The sequence below is a fragment of the Longimicrobiaceae bacterium genome, assembly GCA_036375715.1.
GTDB lineage: Bacteria > Gemmatimonadota > Gemmatimonadetes > Longimicrobiales > Longimicrobiaceae > DASVBS01.
Map to the genome: position 1 here is coordinate 1 of DASVBS010000029.1, position 3,812 is coordinate 3,812.

The 3,812-nt window shown below is 69.6% G+C and carries 3 protein-coding genes; all 3 read right to left on the minus strand.

Annotation, left to right across the window (positions count from 1 at the left end):
• A partial coding sequence (locus tag VF167_05375; protein HEX6924835.1) for a Rieske (2Fe-2S) protein occupies window positions 1-425 on the minus strand: 425 nt, incomplete at its 3' end.
• Between the two features lie 22 nt (window positions 426-447).
• Entirely contained in the window at window positions 448-2,886 is a 2,439-nt protein-coding gene (gene nirB, locus VF167_05380) for a nitrite reductase large subunit NirB (GenBank protein HEX6924836.1), read from the minus strand.
• The coding region (locus tag VF167_05385) for a molybdopterin dinucleotide binding domain-containing protein (GenBank protein ID HEX6924837.1) at window positions 2,883-3,812 on the minus strand (930 nt) is incomplete at its 5' end. The genes nirB and VF167_05385, both read right to left, overlap by 4 nt.

Genomic DNA, 3,812 nt, shown 5'->3' on the forward strand with positions numbered 1-3,812 from the left:
GGACTTGAGGTCGAGAGTCGCGTCGGCGCACCCGCGGACGCGGAGCACAGGAGATCGCCCTCGAAGCGAGGTTCCGTGCGAGCTCCGCTGAGATTCGCCGGTGGAAGCCCCAGCACGATCTCACCGTTCGCGGATACGGAGACCGGATACACCTCGAGGCGGGGGCAGGTGCTGTTCAACGCCTCGCCCGTCGCGAGATCGAAGGCGTAGGCGTGGAACGGACAGAGCACCTGGCCGCCGCCCATCAAGCCATCGGCGAGCGGCGCCCCCCGGTGCGGACAGCGCGCCTGGGTCGCGTAGACCTCCCCGGAGCGGGAGCGGAAGACCGCGACCTCGCGCCCCTCCACCCGGTAGGCCCGACCCTCTCCGGGAGGAATCGCATCGACCGGACCCAGACTGTATTCCTGCAGGCAACTCGTCGGCATCGGGCCTCTCCTCTGCGTTGACCTAAGCGTTTACCAGCGTAGCAAACTGAAGCGGATGCACCGGGGCCTCCGCCTCGCTCCAGGGGTCCACGTATGAGCTGATCGCCTCCTCGATGGCGGCATCCAGATCGGCGGCGATCCCCTCCGCGTCGTCCACCACCACCGCACGGATCCGCTCGATGCCGATGCGCGGGACGAACGCGTACGTTCGCTCCAGATAGCGCGCGTTCTCGCGGTAGTACTGGAGAAAACGACCGATCAGCCTCAGCACCTCCTCGTGGGTGTCCACCACCGCCAGCAGGTCGGCCTTGCGCACGTGCGATCCGCCCGCGCCCCCGACGTAGATCTCCCAGCGCCCTCCCTCCACCGCCACCACTCCCACGTCCTTGATCAGCGCCTCCGAGCAGTTTCGCGGGCAACCCGCCACGCCCAGCTTCAGCTTGGCCGGACTCTCGAGCCCCTTGAACCGCTCCTCGATCTCGATGCCGAGACGGGTGCTGTCGCCCAGCCCGAAGCGGCAGAAATCGCTGCCCACGCAGGTCTTCACCGTCCTGAAGGCCTTGGCGTAGGCGTGCCCCGAGCGCATTCCCAGGTCGCGCCACACGCTCGGCAGCTGCTCCTTCGGCACCCCCAACAAATCGATGCGCTGGCCCCCGGTGATCTTGATCATGGGGACGGCGTAGCGCTCCGCGACGTCGGCGATGCGCCGCAGCTCCTCCGCGGTGGTCACTCCACCCGGGATGCCGGGCACGACGGAGAAGGTCCCGTCGTTCTGGATGTTGGCGTGGACGCGATCGTTGATGAACCGCGCATCGCGCTCGTCCTCGTACTCCGCGCCCCACACGGTCTTCAGCAGCGACGCCAGGCCCATCTTGCTCGCGGGATCCTCCCTCCCGCCGGCCAGCTCCCGGAAGACCGCCGAGACACTGCGCAGGCCGCGCTTCTTCACCTCCGCGACCAGCTCGGCCTTCGTCAGCGGCACGCCCGGCACGTAGTAGTGCTCCGAGGGATCGACCTCGGTCTCCCCGCCGGAGGCGAGCTCCAGCACCGCCTGCACCTGGGCCTTGCAGGAGCCGCAACCCATGCCGGCGCGCGTGGCCTGGCAGAGCGATTTCAGGCTGCGGCACCCCTCCCGGACCGCCTGCACCAACTGCCCCTTCGACACCCCGTTGCAGTTGCAGATCTGGGTGTCGTCAGGCAGATCCTCCACCCGCGGCTCGCCGGTGCCGTTCGCGGCGGGAAAAAGGAGCTCCGCGCGGCGCTCGGGGACCTCCAGTCCCCGGTCGAAGAGCTGCAGCAGGTGGGGGGCGCGCGAGGTATCCCCCAGGAGAATCGCACCAGCCAGGCGGCCGCCGCGCACGAGCAGCTTCTTGTAGATCCCGCGGTTGTGCTCGACGTACCGGATCTCCTCGTCCCCGGGGAGCGCGTCTCGCTCGCCCATGACGCTCAGGTCCACGCCGGCCACCTTGAGCCTGGTCGCCACCCGCGAGCCGGTGTACACGGCGTCCGGCCGCGCGCCCGTGAGCCGATCCGCGAGCACCCGCGCCTGCTCCCACAGCGGCGCGACCAGGCCGTAGGTCACCCCGCGGTGCTCGACGCATTCGCCCAGGGCGTAGATGTGGTCATCGCCCGGACAGCGAAGGTCGTCGCCGACCACGATGCCACGCTCCACGTCCAACCCCGCGTTGCGGGCGAGATCCACGTTCGGACGGATCCCCGCGGACAGGACCACCATGTCGCAGTCGAGCATGGTGCCGTCGTCGAACCTCAGGCCGGTGACGGTGCCGTTGCCGAGCACGTCGCGCGTCGTCTTCCGCAGGTGCACGTGGAGGCCGAGCTCCTGCACGCGTCGCTGCAGGATCTCACCCCCGGGGGCGTCCATCTGCATCTCCAGCAGGTGCGGCATCAGGTGAACGACGTGCACCTCGGGCACCTGCAGCTCGAGGAGCCCGCGCGCCGCCTCCAGCCCCAGCAGCCCGCCCCCGATGACCGCCGCCTTCCGGGCCTGCCTGGTGTAGTCGATGATGTCCTGGCAATCGTCCAGCGTCCGGAAGACGAAGACGCCTCGCTTCCAGCCCCCCTCTTCCCCCTCCAGCCCCCGCAGCGGCGGAACGAAGGCGCGACTTCCGGTAGCCAGCACCAGCACGTCGTAACGATCCTCCTGGCCGTTCTCGCAGAAGAGCCTACGTCCGCGCCGCTCGATGGCGCGCACCCGCACCCCCGCGTGCAGCGTCACCCCGTTCTCGCGATACCAGGCGGGCGGGTTGAGGAAGATGTCCTCCGGATCCTGGCTCCGGGCGAGCACCTTGGAGAGCAGGATGCGGTTGTAGTTGCCGTAGGGTTCATCGCCGCAGACCACCACGTCGAACTGCTCGCCCCCACCGCGCGACAGGAGCTCCTCGACGAAGCGGGCACCCGCCATTCCGTTCCCCACCACGATCAGACGCTGCTTCCTTTTCACGATCCCTCCCCGTCAATCGAGAGTCTTTCCACGCGAGCCGCGCACACTTTGAAGTCAGGCATACGGCTGATCGGATCGAGCGCCGGATTCGTCAGCTGGTTGGCGGATTGCGATCCGCCCCAGTGGAAGGGGAGGAACACCGTGTCCTCGCGGATTCCCCCGCTCACCCGGATGCGGAACTCGGCTCTGCCGCGGCGAGTCGCGACACCCACCGAGTCCCCCTGACTGACGCCCAGCCGTTGGGCAGTGGCCGGGTGCAGCTCGGCCACCGGCTCGGGTGCGGCCTCCCTCAGCCGATCCACCCGGCCGGTCTGCGTGCGGGTCTGGTAGTGCGCGAAGAGCCGGCCCGTGGTGAGGAACAGCGGGAAGCCCGCATCCGGGCTCTCCGCGGGCGGCTCGTAATGCACGGGATGAAAGCGGGCCCGGCCGGTCGGGGTCGGGAACCCGTCGGCGAAGAGGCGCGGAGTTCCGGGGTGATCCTCCGCCGGGCAGGGCCAGAAGACCCCCTGCGCGCGGTCGATCCGCTCCCGCGTGATGCCGGAGTAGTCGGCCGGCCCCCCGGCGCTGGCGCAGCGGAGCTCGTCGAAGACCTCGGCGGGGTCCGTGTGTGTGAACCGGTCGGAGCGGCCCAGCGCCGCGGCGAGGTGGCTGAGGATCTCCAGGTCGGTGCGCACGCCCGTGGGTGGAGCAAACACCCGACGCCGGCGGATCACCCGGCCTTCGAGGTTGGTCATGGTGCCCTCCTCCTCCGCCCACTGGGCAGAGGGGAAGACCACGTCCGCGAGCGAGGCGGTTTCGGAGAGGAAGAAGTCGGAGACGACCAGGCAGTCGAGCCGCTTCAGGCCCGCCTCGACCCGGTCGGCGTCGGGGCTGGACACGACGGGGTTGCTGCCGACGACCAGCAGCGCGCGAACGCCGCCCGGCTC